Raw genomic sequence first — 16,243 nt, 5'->3', positions numbered from 1 at the left:
TGGCGGTGAGGGCATCAACATCCAGTGCGGATACGTAGCTCACGGCGCCTACTTCGCCGAGGCGGCTTCGGGGCGCAGTTCCGGGGGCAGTTCGGGGAACTCTTCTCCGACGCTTTGCAGTTTGTCGCCGAAGAGGTTCTGGAACGAGGCTTGAAGATCCTCATAGCCCCAGCCGCCCTCGTGATACTCGGTGGCCACTGCTTCGGGGTGTGACCACAGCTGCAGGCGGTCGCCACCTACCCCGATGGCCTGTCCGGTGATGTTGGCCGCCGCGTCTGAAGCCAGGAAAGCTACCAGGCCGGCAACATCGTTAGCTGTACCGAAACCCAGTTCCTTGCGGAAGAATTCCGGCATCGCTTCCCCACGTGCAGTAGCCTGGACGGCCCTTTCGAAGAACGGGATGGTTTCGGTCATTGCTGTGGCAGCGACGGGAATGACGACGTTGGCGGTAACACCGGCGCGCTTCATTTCCAACGCCCAAGTTCGCACCATGCCAACGATGCCCGCCTTGGCTGCCGCGTAATTGGTTTGCCCGAAGTTTCCACGCTGTCCCGTCGGGGAGCCGATGGTAATGATGCGTCCGGGGACGTTGTTCTCCTTGAAGTAGGCGAATGCCTCGCGAACGCAGGTGAACGTCCCCCGCAGGTGTACGTTGATGACAAGGTCGAAATCCTCATCAGTCATCTTCAGCAGCGACTTATCGCGCAGAACGCCAGCATTGGTGACCAAAATGTCCAGGCGACCAAAGGCCTCGACAGCGGCTTCAATCAGTTTTTTGGCGGTCTCTGTGGAACCTACTGCGGCTGTGACGGCAACGGCCCGGCCACCCTTTGCCGTAATGGAGTCCACGGCCTCCGACGAAACCGCGGGGTCGACGTCATTGATTACTACTGCGGCCCCGCGCCGTGCCAGCTCCTGGGCATAGGCCAGGCCGAGTCCGCGTCCGCTGCCCGTGACGATTGCTACTTTTCCTTTGAGATCCATGTCCAGCTCCTTGGTAGTAGTTTCGTCAACGATGACGAATACCTTCACGAATGAAAACCATAATAGTTGTATTATTCAATTATTGTCTAGGGGTATCGTTATTTGAATGACGAGCCTCCGGCCGTCTGGTTTAGTCCCCTGTCGCCGATAGAAGGAGCAACGCCGATGGACAACCCACTGGCCCCGCCGCACTGCACGTACCTGGCTACGCTGACCGTGCGCGTGGCGACCCCCATTGAAGTGGGAATGACTCCCAGCGGAGTTCGGCGCATCATTCCAATAACGGGCGGAACGGTGACCGGTCCGGACCTCAATGGGGTGGTGCTTCCCGGAGGTGCTGATTTTCAGCTGCTCAAGACGGACACCCTCACTGAGATGGATGCGAAGTACGCCATCGAGACCACAGAGGGGGAGAGGATTTTTGTGGACAACTTCGCCATCAGGACAGGATCCAAGGAGGATATCGCGCAGCTGGTGAGGGGCGAGGCTGTCGATCCTAAACGGATCTACTTCCGCTGCACCCCCCGGCTTAGTTCGGCCGGCACCCGGTGGGCTTGGCTCAGTTCCCGCATCCTCATTGGCACGGGCGAGCGAATGCCGGACACGGTTAAGCTGAGCCTGTTTGTCGTGGATTAGCAGGCCCTGACCCAAGCGGTCGGTTCACACCAACCAGGGCAGGGGTGTTGGCTAGCGGATAGTGCTTGCCAGATCCTATTCTTGATAAGATCAATGGTTTCATTGGTTATGCCGCCGAAAAGGACCTCCCTTGCCTCTACAGCCCGAACTCCAGACAAAAACCGGTCCTTCCAGTACAGGACTGATGGGGAGCGACCTTTCCAATGAGGTCGAGTTCCTCCTGGCCAAAGCAAGCGGTGCATGCTCGGAGTCAGCAAACTCCCTGCTCCGCGATTACGATCTCAAGGTTCGCTCCTACTCGGTGCTGTCCCTGGCCTGCAGCAACTCAAGCCCATCACAGCGGGAACTTGCTGAATTTCTTCGCCTGGACCCCAGTCAGATAGTCGCTTTGGTAGATGACCTTGAGCGGAGGGGCGCCGTTGTGCGGCAGCCGGACCCCCAGGATCGCCGTTCAAACGTCATTGTTGCCACAGACGAGGGACGTCGCCTGTTTGAGCGGGCGGCCGCGGCGACGCAGGAAGCGCGGCGAAAGTCCCTGTCGGGGCTGAGCAATGCTGAGGTCGAAACCCTGCGCGACATGCTCCGAAAAATAGCGCTGCCCTAGTCCTGCCTCCCGGCGCAGCCTGCCCTTGCACCGACCGCTGCACTTAGACCCCAAAATTCGGCCGGCACCAAGATGCTGGTGCCCTGAATCGCCCTGGGGCGACGACCCCCACGGCCCATAGTCTGCTCGTAGCCTAGTATCACGCCCGATGTCGACCTCTTCGCCCCAACTGCGGGCATACTCCATAAGCCTGTTGTCTACCTCACATTCAGGTGGTACTTTAGTTGTAATCTACAACTATGCAGATCCCCAATCGTTTCTGATTGGCTACTATTCTTCGTGCAACAGCCAAAGGTGACTGAACATGGCACAAACGCTTAGGCATTTTTCGAAGCCCGTCCTGGCTGACATTCTGGGCAGACGGGCGATGTCAGCTATCGTCCTGGCAGTCGTTGCTCTCTATATCCTGCCCGTGGCCATGCTCATTTACGGGGCCTTCCGGGACGCTCCTCCTGGCCAGCCAGGAGCCCTGAGCTTTGAAGGTTTTGCCGCAACCTTCAGCTCGCCGGCTACCTACACGTCCCTGGGCAACTCTTTGTGGCTCGCCACTGTTGTATCCATCGGAAGCACCGTCATCGGGGTCACTTCAGCCTGGATAGCGACAAATACCAACACGAGGCTCGCGCGGTTCATGACGCCTCTCGCAGTGATCGGTCTGGCAACACCGCCGCTCTTCTTCGCCTTGGCTTGGAGCCTGCTGGGAACACCACGTCTGGGGCTGCTGAGTAAGTTTTTCGGATTCTTCGGATTCGAGGACTTTTCCATACAAGGAGCGTGGGGAACGGCGTTCATCCTGAGCCTCAAGGTCTCGACGCTGGCCTACTTTATTGTTCTGGGAGCGTTCGGCTCAATGGACCACCGGATGGAAGAGGCCGCCCTCATTTCGGGGGCAACACCCAGGAGAACATTCTTCACAGTGACGTTGCCGATGATGGCACCGTCCGTTATCGGCGCGATGATTCTCGCCTTCATTATCGGGCTGACAGCGTTCGACATCCCTTTGCTCATCGGCGGGTCAGGGGCGTTCCCGGTAGTGGCGACCCAGATTTTCTCCATGCTCAATGAGCAGGTTCCGCCGAACTATAGTGCGGCAAGTTCGCTGGCACTGGTTCTCATGTTCCTGGTTGTTGCACTGGTGTCCGCCAAGTGGTGGCTCCTGGACCGCCGACAGTTTTCAACCATCGGCGGGAAAAGCGGCACCAAGTTCCGTTGGGACATGGGCAAATGGGGAGTGCTGACGACCACATGGATCGTCTTGTACGCCCTGGCCATGGTCATCCTTCCGTCACTCCAAGTCGTTCTGGGCTCAATGCAGCGAGTCTTCGGCGCCGCGGGAGAGCTCACGCTTCGTAACTACACGGAACTGCTGTCCTCCACGGCGATAGCGCCCGCTTTACGGAACTCTTTCCTCCTCGCGGCAGTGGGTGGCCTCATCGCGACCATCATCTCGCTGGCCTTGGGGATGATAGGAAGGCACGCAACGAAGTCGATCCGACGCGGACTGGAGCTGACGACCTGGCTGCCTTGGGCCGCCAACGGAATTTTGCTGGGCCTGGGCCTTGTCTGGGGCTTCCTGACTGTTCCTTTCCTTACGCCATTGTTTGGCACCATCTGGATTGTCCTGATAGGACTCGTCATCTCCACGACGCCTTTGGCGGCCAGAGCAATCGACGGCGCCTTGGCACAAATCGGTAAGGAGCTGGAGGAGTCTGCCCGAGTATCCGGCGCGTCGGCGCTGCGCGTCGCCAGCGGGATTGTGTTTCGGCTGTTGTTGCCGTCATTCCTGGCGTCATGGCTGCTCTGCGCAATCCATATTGTCGGCAATCTGGAAGTCCCGGTCCTCCTCTCGCTTCCCACCAACAAAACCATGGCCGTCGAGGTATACAAGCTCTACGGCAGTGGTGAAAGCTCCATGGCAGCCGCGCTGTTCGTGCTGGCCTTCCTTATCTGCGGAGTCATCGCGGCAATTGTTCTTCTTATCCGCTGGCTGGCCGTAACTGTTAACCGCCGGAAACGGGAAGGAGAGGCCGCCATGGTGGACTCAGCAAATCCGCCCAGTACTCCCGCGAGCAGCGCGCTCCCGGAGCAGGACAACACGAATCCCTCAGACCAAACCAGGAGCCATCATGTCCTCAGTCGTGATTAAGGATCTGACAAAAAACTACGGAGCCAACACAGTCGTAGATGGAATAAGCCTCGACATCGCCGACGGTGAGTTCCTAACCCTCCTAGGACCGAGCGGCTGTGGCAAGACCACGACGCTTCGATGCATCGCCGGGTTGGAAAACCCGGACGGGGGACGAATCACCATAGGCGACGCCACCGTCGTAGATGGCACCTTCAGGGTTCCCCCGAACAGGAGGGACGCAGGCATGGTGTTTCAAAGCTATGCCCTGTGGCCACACATGACCGTCGCCGGGAACGTCTCCTACCCCTTGAAAATGCGCAAAATCAAAGGCGCAGAGATCAGCAAAAGGGTCAACGAAGCCCTTGAAGTTGTAGGCCTCGGGCACATGTACAACAGATCAGTTGGGTCGCTGTCCGGTGGCCAGCAGCAACGGGTCGCCCTGGCACGGGCGTTCGTCGCCCACCCTGCCCTGCTGCTCTTCGACGAACCGCTCTCCAATCTGGACGCAAAGCTTCGGGGAACGATGCGGACGGAGCTGAAACAGCTCCACCGGCGCATCGGCACAACGTCCGTCTACGTAACGCACGACCAGGTCGAAGCGCTCACGATGTCCGACCGGATCGCCGTCATGAACGGCGGACACATCCAACAGATAGGAACCCCCGACGAGGTCTACTCCACCCCCCGAAATGCCTTCGTGGCCGATTTCCTGGGATATGAAAACATCCTCAGCGGCACTGTCCTCGGCAGGGACGGGGAGCGCACTGTCGTCGATGTGGATGACGTAGGAGCGATCACGTGCAGCTCGGCAGCAGTTACAGCCGCGACCGGGGACCGGGCGAAAGTTGCCATCAGGGCCACAGCCGTAAAGCTGCACGAGGAGGACACGGACAGGATCAACACCTTCCCGGCCCACCGGGCCAACGTCATCTTCCTCGGTGACCAGATTGAACACATCATCAAAGCCGGCCCATTCGAACTCAAAGTCCGGACTAACACCGCGGACTACCACGCAAGTACCGAACGCACCGCAGTCCAGGTTGAGTTTCCCCCCGCCTCCGTTGTCCTACTCGAGGCCTGAAAGTTTCCTAAGGAGCATCATGATGAAGAAAACCTATCTTCCGGCCCTGGCAGCGGTGTCTGCCCTGCTGCTCACCGGCTGCGCGGATCTGGCCCAACCCGAGGAAAACACGCAGGGAGGCGATACTGACCTGGGCTCACAGGAGGTCCAGGACAAGCTCGCGGAGCTCTACGAGAAAGCCAAAACCAGCGGCGAGAAATCGCTGGTCACCTATGGTCCCGCCGAAGAGACTTACGGCGACGCCTACAAGGTTTTCATGAAGCGCTACCCGGAAATTACCATTGAAAACGAATACATCTTTGGCGCTGAGCTCGCCACCCGACTGGACCAGGAGTTCGCCAGCGGAAAGCATGTGGGCAACATTCAAAACGGCGGGCCGACAGTCACCTACCTCACCTACAATGCCGATCGTTGCCAGGCCTACGAACCCTTCGCTATCTCCGATGACAACATCGGAGCGGAGCAGGTTTCACCTGATAAGGAAATTCGAGCCCTGTCCCTGTTCCCCTTTGGTATCGCCTATAACAAGGACAGGATCAAAGAAGAAGATGTACCGGACTCCCTCGCTGCCCTGACCGAGGACAAGTGGAAGGGCCAGCTTCTGATCAATGACCCTCTGCGCGTGAACGGTTTCACCAACTCGTTGGCGGCAATGATCGCATCCGGGAAGTTCGATGCGAGCTGGGCCCAGGGAATTGCTGACAACGAGCCCAAAATCACCAGCAACTCAGCGTTGGCTGCGCAGTCAATTGCAACGGGAGAAAGCTCCATCGATGTCTTGGCCCAGTACACCCAGTACAAGGACCTGATCGATGACGGGCTTCCGGTCGGCTTTAAGTTCCCCACGGAGGACGCCGCCCGCGCTGAGTATCACTACAGCTGCATCCTCAAAGACAACCCTGCCCCGGCTGCCACCGAGCTGCTGTACAACTGGCTTTACACCAAGGAAGGCCAGGACGCGTTGGCCTCAACCGGCGTTTACGGAGTCCGCCCGGACAGCGCCCCTGCAGAGGGTCTGCCCCCGTTCGCTGACGTCAAGGACAAGCTGCTGCCTCAAGTTCCGGTAGAGGACGCCGCAAAAGCCACCACAGACGTGATCAACCAGACTAAGCAGATTTTCCAGTAGAACCAACGAGGACCCCGGGCACGCGCTGCGGGGATTCAAGATCAAGACTTGGATCCCCGCCGCTGCTCTTTCCGGCTGTCGGGCCATTTGCGCCCGACCAAAGCTGTTGCTTCCGTCGACCGCCATTTACAAGGAGCCAGTCCCCCATGTCAGGAATAATTCAGTCGGGTGAGTACCCGGTACGCGGCTATACAGGTTTCAACGGCGAAATAGCTGAGCGGGCGTCTGAATCGGTTCCCGCCTGGCCAGCGCAAGCAACAGCAGCGTCCGGGGCCCCGAACGTGATCCTCATGCTCATGGATGACATGGGCTACAGCGACATTTCGCCGTTCGGGGCTGAAATCGATACGCCCACCCTGGCTGAAATCGCCGAAGAGGGCTACCTTCTCAGCAACTACCAGACCCCACCGATGTGCGCCCCCGCCAGGGCTGCTTTAGTGACGGGACTCAATCCCCACCGGGCGGGATTCGCGTTCGTTCCCCACATGGACCCGGGATATCCGAACGCGTCGATGCAGCTCCCGGAGTCGGCCCCAACGCTGGCTGAAAACTTCCGGGCCGGCGGGTACGCCACCTTCATGGTCGGTAAATGGCATCTCACTGTTGAGTCTAAGATGCACGATGCAGCGGAAAAAAGCAGCTGGCCCGTCCAGCGAGGCTTCGACCGATACTACGGCTGCATGGACGGATTCACGTCCCTCCTCCATCCCCACCGCATAGTCAGAGACAACAGCCAAGTCGTCGTAGATGAGTACGCCGATGACTACTACCTGACCAATGACCTGACCGACCAGGCGCTGGAGATGCTTGGAAGCCTCAGGGCCAACGATCCTGAAAAGCCGTTCTTCCTCTACTACGCCCACGTAGCCGTGCACGGACCAATACAGGCGCTGCCCAAAGACCTGGAAAAATATCGGGGACGCTACGACGCCGGCTGGGACCACATCCGGTCTGAACGCTTCGACCGGCAAATCCGCCAAGGGCTTTTCCCTGCAGGGACCGTCTGCTCCCCGCGAGACAGCACGGGAGGCTTCGCCGTCCCGCCCTGGGAGTCACTCAGCCAGGACCAAAAGGAAATTTTTGCCCGGTACATGGAGGTCTACGCAGCTGTCATCGACAACGTGGACCAGAACCTCAAACGCCTCACCGACTACCTCAAGTCGATTGGTGAGTACGAGAACACAATCATTGTATTTACGTCGGATAACGGAGGAACGGCAGAAGGCGGCGAGACGGGGACGCGTAGCTACTTCAGCAGGTTCGGCGCTCAAAGGACCCCACTTCCCCCCGAGTGGGTGACGGACGTCCCCCGCCCGGTAGAGCTCATCGGCGGGCCACAGACGTATGTCCACTACCCGCAAGGCTGGGCCAACGTATCAAACACCCCGTTCCGGCTCTACAAAACGCACACCTACGCCGGGGGCGTCCGCGTCCCGATGATCCTGTCCTGGCCCGCAGGCCTTCCCCGGCCCAGCGGCGACACGGGAGTCAGGGACCAATACGCCTACGCCACCGATGTCGGAGCAACCCTGATGGAACTGGCAGGTGTTACCCCGCTGGAACGCCGCAATGGAGCTGTGTCACCGGAGGTGGATGGCAAATCCTTCCACGAGTGGCTATCTGATGGATCGCTGCCCACCCGCCACCTCGAACAATACGTTGAACTCAACGGCCGCCGGGCGTTCCTGGACGGAAGCTGGAAAGCTATAGCCCCTCAACAGAACGGTCCGCAATGGCAAGAGGACGACTGGGAACTGTACGATCTGTCCGCTGACCCGACAGAAACAACGAACATCGCAGACCAGCATCCCGGCAGGGTAAAAGACATGGCCGAAAGATGGAAGACCTCCGCATGGCAGAACCAAGTCTTTCCCCTCAACGATGACGGCTCATTCAGCCGCAACAGACCCTCGACCGAACTCGCACTGGAACAACCAGTCCTCCTGTCGCCAGGGTCGCCCACCCTGGAACGTTACCGGTCAAGCAAACTGACCAGGATGCGCTCGTTTGAGATAGACATTGACCTCGCCTACAGCAGCGGTGACGAAGGAGTTCTGGTAGCCCACGGAGATCAGGGCGGGGGCTACGTCGCGTACGTGGAATCCGACGTCATCCACCTGAGCTACAACCAGTACGGACAGGTTTTCCGGGTACAAGCACCAATACCCGACGGCCGACAGAACATCAATATAAGCTTTGACGCCCTCCCCAATCTGAAATGGGCTGTCCGAATGACCATCGGGGGGCAACCAGCCGCCGAACTCGACCAGGTCCTGCAACTCACCGGGATGTGCCCCTTCACAGGTATCAGCGTGGGGCTTGATCGAGGCGGTCCCGTCGACTGGGACCTTCACCTCAGGCACGGCTGCTACCCCTACTCAGGACACCTGATCTCCGTGCAATATACGCCAGGACCAAAAGCACCCTACAACCCAGAACGAATCCTCGACCTGCAAGAGGGCAGCAGGCAAACCGTCCACTGAAGGGAAGGCGGACAGGAGAAGCCTCCCCTACTGATTTATTCGAAATAGACATTGGTATTCAAAGGAGAATCCATGCTTCCCTGGATCGAGTTCAACTACGGGCGCATCCTGCACGGAAAAAGATTCCATAGAGTAAGCGCCCTGGTCCCCGGCCGCGGGCCAGCCCGTGTAGATCTCCACCAGGTAGTCCATGTCATGCCGTAAAGCGTTGTACAGCCAGAAAACTCGGTCCGGCAGTTACTGATACATCTTCGAAGTCCCACAAGACAGCCACGGGCTACGAGTGTGCACGTCGTGAAGGGAAAGTGATGAATCAGGCCGCAATTGGGCTGGTCCCGGCAATACCTTTTTCCAAAGTGTTGCTGGAGCGCGAGAACCTGTGCCGAAGCACGGGCTGGAATAATGGAAGAAGTGACTGAAGCTCAGCTGCGAAAATGCACGAACCTGCTTCGCCAAGGTGAGGAAGCCTTCTACCGGTCTTTGTACCAGCTAGTGAACGATCAAAAAGAAAAAGGACTGACAGCTTCCGTGAATGAAACAGGTTCCCTGCCACCAGCGAATTGTTGCTCACCTGCGCGTAGTGCTGCTGCAGCGCCGCAGTTGCAGCAGGTGGTTGGGCCGGAGGGAAGAGCGGCAAAACATGAGGATATCCTGATCCCTGCGGGGACTTTCCTGATGGGTGACAGCTTCGCAGAGGGATATCCTGCCGACGGGGAAGTCCCAGTCCATCCGGTGGAACTTGAGGCTTTCCGGATTGATGCGACGGCGGTGACCAATACCCAGTTCGCCGCATTTGTTGACGCCACCGGCTACCGGACTGAAGCGGAGAAGTATGGCACCTCTGCGGTATTCCACCTCGTCGTGCGGGCCGAGAGAAAAGACATTCTGGGCACAGTTGCTGGTTCGCCCTGGTGGGTGAATGTCAAAGGTGCTGATTGGGCACACCCCACGGGTCCGGGACAGCACTGGTCCGAAATTCCTGACCATCCTGTTGTCCAGGTCTCCCATGACGATGCCCTCGCTTATTGCCGGTGGGCTGGCCGGCGCCTGCCGACCGAGGCTGAGTGGGAATACGCCGCCCGCGGCGGCCTGGAACAACAACGCTACCCTTGGGGCAACGAACTGGATGCGGCCGACGGCACCCACAACTGCAACATCTGGCAAGGCACCTTCCCAGAAGCCAATACCAGTGCGGACGGGTACCTGGCGACGGCCCCGGTCCGCAGCTTTCCTCCGAATGGTTACGGACTGTACGAGGTCAGCGGCAACGTCTGGGAATGGTGTGCCGACTGGTTCCTGCCCAAGTACTACCGCAACTCACCCACCTCCAACCCACAAGGGCCCACCATCGGAAGGGGCCGGGTCATGCGGGGCGGTTCCTACCTGTGTCATGACTCCTACTGCAACCGCTACCGGGTCGCGGCCAGAAACTCCAACACCCCCGACTCATCCAGCAGCAACTGCGGATTCCGAACGGCCGCCGATTAAGTGGCCACCGACAAGAGGCCCGCCACCGATCCCGTTCCCCCGCCACGAGGGAAGATCGCCGAACGCCTGCTGCCCGGCGGTACCGAACCCGATCCCCGCTTCACACTCGCAAACGAGCGCACCTTTCTGGCCTGGATCCGCACCTCCCTGGCACTCCTCGCCGGCGGCATCGCTATTGAGGCGTTCACAGCGGACCTGTTCCTGGAACCCGTCCGCAAAGGCCTCGCCGCGGCCCTGCTCGCCCTCGGCATGCTCCTCAGCGCCGGCTCGGCTGTCCGATGGATCCGCGTGGAGCGCAGCATGCGCAATAAAGTTCCACTGCCGCTGCCGCTGATCGTGCCAATACTGGCCGGAGCAGGCGCGCTGGCGGCCGCCACCATCATGGTTGTCATCCTCTGGCGCTAAGATCATGACGCCCAACCGCCAGCCAGCGCCCATGCACAGCGACACCGGTCTGCAGCCGGAACGAACTACACTCGCCTGGGGCAGAACCATGATGGCACTGGTGACAGTCAGCGTCATCTTCCTCCGATGGCTCCCCCACCACGGATTCCCCATCTTGGCACTGTTCGCCGTGGCAATAGCAGCGGCCGTTGGCATCTACCTCACGCAGCGCCGCCGGTACAAGACCAGTTCCCACGGCATCTCCGAGGAAAAGGTCAGTGCCGAAACAAGCGCAGTGCTGTGGACTGCCTTCGCTGCAGTCGCGCTGGGAGGACTCGGCATTGCCGTCGTCCTCACCGGCTAGGAGCCGGAGGTCGTTTAAAGAACGGTCCACCCTACTGGCACGCTTAGATATTCGATTTCGAACTATTCGAACCGTCTGAACAACACTATAGGAACCACTCTGACCAAAGTTGTGTGGCGAACGGCCTCGTGGGCAGCCGGCGTCGTGAAGCCCGGACCTGGCTCGCCTGCCAAGGTACGTCCAGTTAGAGAACACCCCAATCTGACGTCAAGGCGCCTGATAAGGGCAAATGTCGCCTACGCCCGGGGCTACGGGCTTGTTCTCAGGAGCCCGCGAGTCACAACAGGTGACATCACCACTGCACACTCCAAGCGGACCTCAATCGGTCCAGGTTCCTTGGATTATGTCGACGTATCTCGGGGCACGCACCCTGGTTTCCTGTCCCCTCTGACTGTCAGGGTTGGATCTGAGAACATCATGAGCTGGTGTCAATAATGCGGAAATTAACGTCATTCTGACGCCAATCCGCGAAGTTGGAACTCGAATCCTAGGTGTGCTTTGACGGGTCAATCGGATGCGAGGGGCTCCCTAAGCGGAGGAGTAAACACCGCGGTATCGCGAGACGGCACAGTTCATCCTGGGCGGCTGACGGCTGACCGTCATCCGCGCCCTCCCTGTTAGGGGCCAGCCACCCCCGCATCGGTGCAACAGGTGGTTCTACGCTGCGAAGGGGTATTCGCCTGTTCTGCCGGTCCCGTTCGTCAAGCGTCGGCGAGGCGGACCAGAAGTTCAGCGTCGTGGCCCAGGACGTACTTGAGCCCCTCGTCGATAGTTTGACGCCGCGATACTTTCTGGCTGCCGGGGCAAAGATCGTTGTCTTTGCGGTGCTCTTTGCCGGGGTTTTGCCGTGAGTGATCCGGGCCCTGGGGTGCTGGATCAGGACTCTTTGTGGCCATCCCCTATGGTAAGTCAGCTTTTCTGCTGACTACGGGTTCGCTTGGGCGTAGCCTGTCTTCGTGGCCAGTATTGTTACCCGCGCCCGTTGGGATGGGAGTACCGCTGTCTCGGTGCGGTGGCGGGACTACAGTTCCGGGCGTCAACGCCGTCTGACCCTAAGGACGGAGCAGGAAGCCCTCAGCCTTGTGCGATGCCTAAATGACAACGGGCAAATGCCGGAGTTGTCTGGGTCTGCCGGCCAACTGGGGAAACAGGGCGTTCCCACCGTCGCGGAAGTTGTTCAGGAACATATTGACTTGCTGGTTCGTCCCTCCCCCGGGACTATCGGAACGTACCAGCGGATTCTCGACCTGCGGATTCGGAACACGATCGGTCAGATACCAGTTGACGAGTTCGGGTACCGGGACGTCATGCGTTGGGTCAAGGGCCTTTCCGTCGACGGTGTTGCACCTAAAAGCATCAAGAACATGCACGGGCTGCTGTCAGCTGCAATGAAGACCGCCGAGTTGCTCGGGTACATTTCCCGCAGTCCCTGCCGCGGCGTCCCCCTCCCCACGGTTGAAAGGGCAGAGGACGATGCTCTGTTCCTCACCCATGCCGAGTTCAGCTTGCTCAGTGAAGGCCTGCACGCGCAGTACAAGACTTTGGCGCAATTCCTGGTCATGACAGGGGCCAGGTTCGGCGAGGCAACCGCACTCAAGGTCGCCAATATCGATCTACTCTCCAAGCCGCCCACCGCACGCATCACCAAGGCGTGGAAACGCGACGGGCAATCCAACTACTACATCGGGCCGACCAAAACCAGGGCAGGAAAGCGCACTATCGGGCTCAACCCCGCCCTGGTCGACCTGCTCATTCCCCTCGTTGCAAGCCGCCCGGGCAGCGAGCTGCTGTTCACAACGCCCGACGGCCAGCGAATCGCCCACAAACCCTTCTGGCAACACCACTGGGTGTCAGCTGTCCATGCCGCGCAAGCGCAGGGCCTGACGAAAACCCCGCGAATCCACGACCTGCGCCACACACATGCCTCCTGGCTCATCCAAGACGGTGGGATTTCCCTCTTCGCGTTATCACGACGCTTAGGCCATGCATCCGTTCGGACTACCGAGCAGGTGTACGGACATCTCATGCCCCAGGCGCTGCAGGATGGCGCCGACGCGACCGAACGGTCCGTCAGAGGCCTCATGCACTAGATTCCGGTGGTCCGTTTTCAGTTTTCTCTTCTACCGAGCCCGGCACTATTCACTGCCCTAAGTCGATTTCACGTCAAGGCCGCCTCCGCACGGCGGTGGCGGACCCTGCTCCAGCCTCGGGAACAACCTGTGCGGGTTCCTTGGAGGAGGCATTTCCCACGGCCCGTCAGTCCCCGATTCTCCTCGTGCGGCGGAGACGCTATCGGCGTGCGTGGACTACCTCAAGCCCAACCAGCATTCGCACACTATGATGGATTTATCCGACATGGAAGTGTGATTGACGTGAAGAAAATCCAGGACGCGCGGGATTTTGGCGAGCAGGTGAGAAGTCACCGGCTCCATGCTGGTCTGTCTCAGGAGGCACTTGCCCGTACAACCGGTATCAGCCGTTCAACCCTCATTGATCTCGAGCAGGGCCGGAACGTCTCCATCAGCACCGCGCTGAAGATTCTTGCCCAGCTGGGCGCCGGGCTGGCCATCGAGGAGGGCCCTCGGGAACCGGAGCTTTACTGGACCGCGGAAACGGCAGCCCGTGAGATCAAGCGGGAGCTGCGCAACGGCGATCCGGATTTTGCCATGCGCGTGCTTTCCATGGCCTCCAGTTATTTCGACGACCTCAATCCAGCTGACCGCCGACGATTCCTCCGCGCCCGGCCCTCGTCGACTGGACGGAAGCGCTGGGACGCCCTCCTGGCCAGGACTTTCGCCTATAAGTGCCATCAGCACGGACTGAAAGAGCCGGACTGGACGAGCACTTCCCCGCTGGAGTCGAAATGGTATGCCACCCCGCGCAAACATGTCTCGCCTGCCTGGAAGCAACGAATGGCAGAACGAACGCCCGTTGAATTCGCTGAAGCGAACATCGTCTTCGATGCCGCCAACCTGGCCGCAGCATGAGAGCGGGGCGCCGCGCATCTTACGGACGCGATGACATCCGGGAACTTCTCGCAGAACTGTCCCGCCGCCTACAGGCCAGAGGCGCCGGGGCAGAAATCTATCTCGTCGGCGGAGCGGCGATCGCCATCGAGTTCGACTCCCGACGCTCCACGACAGACATTGATGCCCTGTACCACCCCGAGCAGACGGTGCAGGACATAGCCACCGCCATGGCAAAAGAAATGGGTCTGGACCCGCGGTGGCTGAACAACGCCGCCCGGGCCTACATCCCGGACGGACAGGACACGGAGGCGGCGGAAGTGACAATTTCTGACAACCTCATGTTGCGAGTCGCCTCACCAAGATTCCTCTTGGCAATGAAGCTCGCTGCCGGCCGCGACCGAGACATCCCTGACATCGCGGTACTCTGCCGTGCCCTAAACATCAGCACCGCCGAAGCGGCCGTAAATGTGGCGGTCGAACTGTACGGTGAGCACTCAATGCAACTCAGTAACCGCGACGACTTGCTCCTGGTCGCCCAAGAGGCCCTGGACAGCACCAGCAACTGAACCCTGCCGGGATCGACTGTCCAGAGCTTCACCCCGTCTGAACACTGGCTTTGGGCATCGGTTCCACCGAGGGCTGCCGGCGACGATTTCGAGGGCCGCCCGAATCCAGACGTGGGCTTTGCCGGGGGCACATACCTGGCGGGAGCGGGCGTGGGTTCACGGCGGCGACGTTCAGTTGGTCCGGTTCGAAAGGGTCGTCGCCTGCCAGTGGCCGCTGCCGCCCACGCGTTCAACGACTGGTGCAGCCAGCCTGACGGAAGGCCCGTTATCGGCATTCAAACCGGCGGGAGCAGCAGTAAGTGCGAGAGCTCCCGCCCTTTGGCGGATCTGCGGCCCACGCTATTGCCACGCCGAGGGCGGCAATCCAGAGCCTGACGTTGTGAGCCTGAACCAGTTCCGACCCTTTGGGGCGGCTTTCAGTGCTAGACATGAAAAAATATGCATTCGCAGAGTATTGACTTTTCGTACTATGCGAGTGCAGAGTTTAGGTAAGTGATGCGCGCTAATGCCGCATTCGTAACGAAGCAAGACTGCCCCCAGCCATTCTTGGAGGACTCTAAAGATGACAAGAGAAGAAGCCTACGCACGTTGCTCCGCCGACTCCTATGTTGAGTTCTACGGCGGCCAGTGGCTTGTTGTCCCCTTTGCCCCTGTGGAGCAACCTTCCTTCTTTGTCTGTTCGCCGACTTGTATCGAACCAACTTTTGGCCTCCACTGATGCTTGCGGTATCGATAATCGGAAACAAAGGCCATCGTTCTCGGCCACTCGACCAAGTATTGGCCACCATGGACGCCTGAGGCCTGTGGTCGTGACCACGCAGGTCGGCTCTAAGGTGTCCCGGCCCTGAAGGCACCATAGCCTTCCGGGCCGGGTCTTGTATTTAGAAAAGGTGACCATTCCAGTACCGACACACGTCAGGGAACAAGATCAGGGGACGGCAGTTTTCCTGCCGCCTCGTCCCTGCGCCGATGAGGGCACCAGACCTAGGTCTTGCATGCACGACCTGCTCCTCCGGCCCCACCGCCTCTTCTGCCATGCTGGGGTTCAGCTACCTGAGGATGAGTGTTGCCCATCGCTGGCTGCTACTTCGGGCGCATTGCGGGACGAACGAAAAAGCACTGCAAACGTGCGATCGAGTGGTACAACTCGAGGGCGGTCATCCCATCCCACCAGTGAATCAATCCAATCAAGGCCGAGCACTGTTGACCACCATCAAACAGGGCTACACGCATGTGCATCGACCAGATCCTTGCCTCGGGCGCTACAGCACCGGCGTAGCGCAAACGATGTCTCGACCCGCTAAAGATGGGCAGGACGCCTGATCCCGAAGCTCCTCACGGTTTGGCCTGAGCCTGAGCGCGACGTCCTTACGCTTTAAACAACAGCCGTTCTCCTGCAAACAGGAGAACGGCTGTTGACTAGAGTGAAG

At 59.6% G+C, this 16,243-nt stretch carries 14 protein-coding genes; 12 read left to right on the top strand and 2 right to left on the bottom strand.

What is annotated here, in order from left to right; translation table 11 throughout:
- Positions 1 to 48: 48 nt before the first annotated feature.
- Entirely contained in the window at positions 49 to 984 is a 936-nt protein-coding gene (locus ACLKOZ_RS15555; protein ID WP_436476443.1) for an SDR family NAD(P)-dependent oxidoreductase, read from the bottom strand.
- Positions 985 to 1,149: 165 nt separating this feature from the next.
- On the opposite strand from ACLKOZ_RS15555, the gene ACLKOZ_RS15550 reads away from it, so the two are divergent.
- The 9 genes from ACLKOZ_RS15550 to ACLKOZ_RS15510 all read left to right on the top strand — a co-directional run bounded on the left by ACLKOZ_RS15550 (position 1,150) and on the right by ACLKOZ_RS15510 (position 11,278).
- Positions 1,150 to 1,620, top strand: a complete 471-nt coding sequence (locus ACLKOZ_RS15550; protein WP_436476292.1) for a DUF3237 domain-containing protein — start codon at positions 1,150 to 1,152, stop codon at positions 1,618 to 1,620.
- A gap of 184 nt (positions 1,621 to 1,804) precedes the next feature.
- On the top strand, positions 1,805 to 2,224 hold the full coding sequence (locus tag ACLKOZ_RS15545) for a MarR family winged helix-turn-helix transcriptional regulator (RefSeq protein ID WP_436476290.1): 420 nt from the start codon (positions 1,805 to 1,807) through the stop codon (positions 2,222 to 2,224).
- Between the two features lie 304 nt (positions 2,225 to 2,528).
- Positions 2,529 to 4,370, top strand: a complete 1,842-nt coding sequence (locus ACLKOZ_RS15540) for an ABC transporter permease (protein WP_436476288.1) — start codon at positions 2,529 to 2,531, stop codon at positions 4,368 to 4,370.
- Positions 4,351 to 5,433, top strand: coding sequence for an ABC transporter ATP-binding protein (locus tag ACLKOZ_RS15535; protein ID WP_436476286.1), 1,083 nt, complete (start codon positions 4,351 to 4,353; stop codon positions 5,431 to 5,433). Before ACLKOZ_RS15540 ends, ACLKOZ_RS15535 begins: the two co-directional genes overlap by 20 nt.
- 19 nt (positions 5,434 to 5,452) lie before the next feature.
- Positions 5,453 to 6,559 carry an ABC transporter substrate-binding protein gene (locus ACLKOZ_RS15530; protein ID WP_436476284.1) on the top strand — a complete coding sequence of 369 codons (1,107 nt, stop codon included), beginning with the start codon at positions 5,453 to 5,455 and terminating at the stop codon, positions 6,557 to 6,559.
- Between the two features lie 146 nt (positions 6,560 to 6,705).
- The gene (locus ACLKOZ_RS15525; protein WP_436476282.1) at positions 6,706 to 9,042 is read left to right on the top strand and encodes an arylsulfatase; all 2,337 of its coding nucleotides are present in this window, start codon (positions 6,706 to 6,708) and stop codon (positions 9,040 to 9,042) included.
- A gap of 600 nt (positions 9,043 to 9,642) precedes the next feature.
- Positions 9,643 to 10,530: a formylglycine-generating enzyme family protein gene (locus ACLKOZ_RS15520; protein ID WP_436476441.1), complete on the top strand. Its 888-nt coding sequence runs from the start codon at positions 9,643 to 9,645 to the stop codon at positions 10,528 to 10,530.
- Positions 10,531 to 10,935, top strand: a complete 405-nt coding sequence (locus ACLKOZ_RS15515; RefSeq protein ID WP_436476280.1) for a YidH family protein — start codon at positions 10,531 to 10,533, stop codon at positions 10,933 to 10,935.
- A 4-nt stretch (positions 10,936 to 10,939) separates the two neighbouring features.
- The gene (locus ACLKOZ_RS15510; RefSeq protein ID WP_436476279.1) at positions 10,940 to 11,278 is read left to right on the top strand and encodes a DUF202 domain-containing protein; all 339 of its coding nucleotides are present in this window, start codon (positions 10,940 to 10,942) and stop codon (positions 11,276 to 11,278) included.
- Between the two features lie 701 nt (positions 11,279 to 11,979).
- Here ACLKOZ_RS15510 and ACLKOZ_RS15505 read toward each other — a convergent pair.
- Positions 11,980 to 12,174: a hypothetical protein gene (locus ACLKOZ_RS15505; protein WP_436476277.1), complete on the bottom strand. Its 195-nt coding sequence runs from the start codon at positions 12,172 to 12,174 to the stop codon at positions 11,980 to 11,982.
- Positions 12,175 to 12,471: 297 nt separating this feature from the next.
- Here ACLKOZ_RS15505 and ACLKOZ_RS15500 point away from each other — a divergent pair, with 297 nt between their 5' ends.
- The 3 genes from ACLKOZ_RS15500 to ACLKOZ_RS15490 all read left to right on the top strand — a co-directional run bounded on the left by ACLKOZ_RS15500 (position 12,472) and on the right by ACLKOZ_RS15490 (position 14,813).
- Positions 12,472 to 13,368 (top strand): tyrosine-type recombinase/integrase, encoded by an 897-nt coding sequence (locus tag ACLKOZ_RS15500; protein ID WP_436476275.1) that lies wholly within the window; start codon positions 12,472 to 12,474, stop codon positions 13,366 to 13,368.
- A 282-nt stretch (positions 13,369 to 13,650) separates the two neighbouring features.
- Complete coding sequence (locus tag ACLKOZ_RS15495) at positions 13,651 to 14,265, top strand: helix-turn-helix transcriptional regulator (RefSeq protein ID WP_436476273.1); 615 nt, start codon at positions 13,651 to 13,653, stop codon at positions 14,263 to 14,265.
- Positions 14,262 to 14,813, top strand: a complete 552-nt coding sequence (locus ACLKOZ_RS15490; protein ID WP_436476271.1) for a DUF6036 family nucleotidyltransferase — start codon at positions 14,262 to 14,264, stop codon at positions 14,811 to 14,813. Before ACLKOZ_RS15495 ends, ACLKOZ_RS15490 begins: the two co-directional genes overlap by 4 nt.
- Positions 14,814 to 16,243 lie beyond the last annotated feature (1,430 nt).

The organism is Arthrobacter sp. R4 (assembly GCF_051365025.1).
Taxonomy (GTDB): domain Bacteria; phylum Actinomycetota; class Actinomycetes; order Actinomycetales; family Micrococcaceae; genus Arthrobacter.
Note: the sequence above shows the minus strand (reverse complement) of the source record. Positions and strands in the feature narration are given on the sequence as shown.

Bases quoted from the DNA above. Each gene is read 5' to 3' on its own strand.
- ACLKOZ_RS15510 (WP_436476279.1), top strand. From the start codon at position 10,940: ATGACGCCCAACCGCCAGCCAGCGCCCATGCACAGCGACACCGGTCTG.
- ACLKOZ_RS15505 (WP_436476277.1), bottom strand. From the start codon at position 12,174: ATGGCCACAAAGAGTCCTGATCCAGCACCCCAGGGCCCGGATCACTCA.
- ACLKOZ_RS15525 (WP_436476282.1), top strand. From the start codon at position 6,706: ATGTCAGGAATAATTCAGTCGGGTGAGTACCCGGTACGCGGCTATACA.
- ACLKOZ_RS15490 (WP_436476271.1), top strand. From the start codon at position 14,262: ATGAGAGCGGGGCGCCGCGCATCTTACGGACGCGATGACATCCGGGAA.
- ACLKOZ_RS15540 (WP_436476288.1), top strand. From the start codon at position 2,529: ATGGCACAAACGCTTAGGCATTTTTCGAAGCCCGTCCTGGCTGACATT.
- ACLKOZ_RS15535 (WP_436476286.1), top strand. From the start codon at position 4,351: ATGTCCTCAGTCGTGATTAAGGATCTGACAAAAAACTACGGAGCCAAC.
- ACLKOZ_RS15545 (WP_436476290.1), top strand. From the start codon at position 1,805: ATGGGGAGCGACCTTTCCAATGAGGTCGAGTTCCTCCTGGCCAAAGCA.
- ACLKOZ_RS15555 (WP_436476443.1), bottom strand. From the start codon at position 984: ATGGATCTCAAAGGAAAAGTAGCAATCGTCACGGGCAGCGGACGCGGA.
- ACLKOZ_RS15530 (WP_436476284.1), top strand. From the start codon at position 5,453: ATGATGAAGAAAACCTATCTTCCGGCCCTGGCAGCGGTGTCTGCCCTG.
- ACLKOZ_RS15550 (WP_436476292.1), top strand. From the start codon at position 1,150: ATGGACAACCCACTGGCCCCGCCGCACTGCACGTACCTGGCTACGCTG.